We start from the raw sequence: 466 nt of genomic DNA, 5'->3' as shown, positions 1-466 counted from the left end.
TACAACCCTGCGCGCCACGGTGCCGGCCAGGACCGATGTCGCGATCGAGCAACCGGTGCGCTTTGCCTGGAACCCCGACAAGGTGGTGCTGTTCGACAAGGGCAGTGTAGTCAGCTTGCGGCACGCGTCATAAGGCGCGGCTATTTCGGCAGGTAGGTCTCGTAAGGCGTGTCGTTGATCAACAGGATCACGCATTCCGTCTGCGAGAGGCAGGCGTCGTCATGCATCTCATCGGCCTTCTGGGTCCAGTAGGACCCTGGCGGCAACTCGACCCTGTTCGCCTCGCCGCCATCCATCTGCCAGTGCGCCCACAGCCCCTCAATGACCACGGCGCGATAGTCCGCGGTATGCGCGTGGACAGGCGCGCGCCAGTTGCCGGGAACTTTGAGCAAGGTTCCCGCCGGGCCCTTTGCACGCTCGCCTAGCGGGCCGAGGCGCTGCGGCTGGTCCGGCGCTTCGACAGCGT

Annotated in this window: 1 protein-coding gene and 1 pseudogene; one reads left to right on the top strand and one right to left on the bottom strand. The window is 65.2% G+C overall.

Annotated elements, in window-relative coordinates:
• Window positions 1–133: pseudogene (locus EN852_RS42765) on the top strand (ABC transporter ATP-binding protein); the annotation flags it as partial.
• Between the two features lie 7 nt (window positions 134–140).
• Here EN852_RS42765 and EN852_RS35110 read toward each other — a convergent pair.
• Window positions 141–466: DUF4437 domain-containing protein (locus tag EN852_RS35110; protein ID WP_135879620.1), on the bottom strand; the 326-nt coding region annotated here is incomplete at its 5' end.

The organism is Mesorhizobium sp. M2E.F.Ca.ET.209.01.1.1 (assembly GCF_004010375.2).
In the GTDB taxonomy this organism is placed as follows: domain Bacteria; phylum Pseudomonadota; class Alphaproteobacteria; order Rhizobiales; family Rhizobiaceae; genus Mesorhizobium.
The sequence above is the reverse complement of the archived record's forward strand: the minus strand, read 5'-3'. Positions and strand labels throughout refer to the sequence as shown.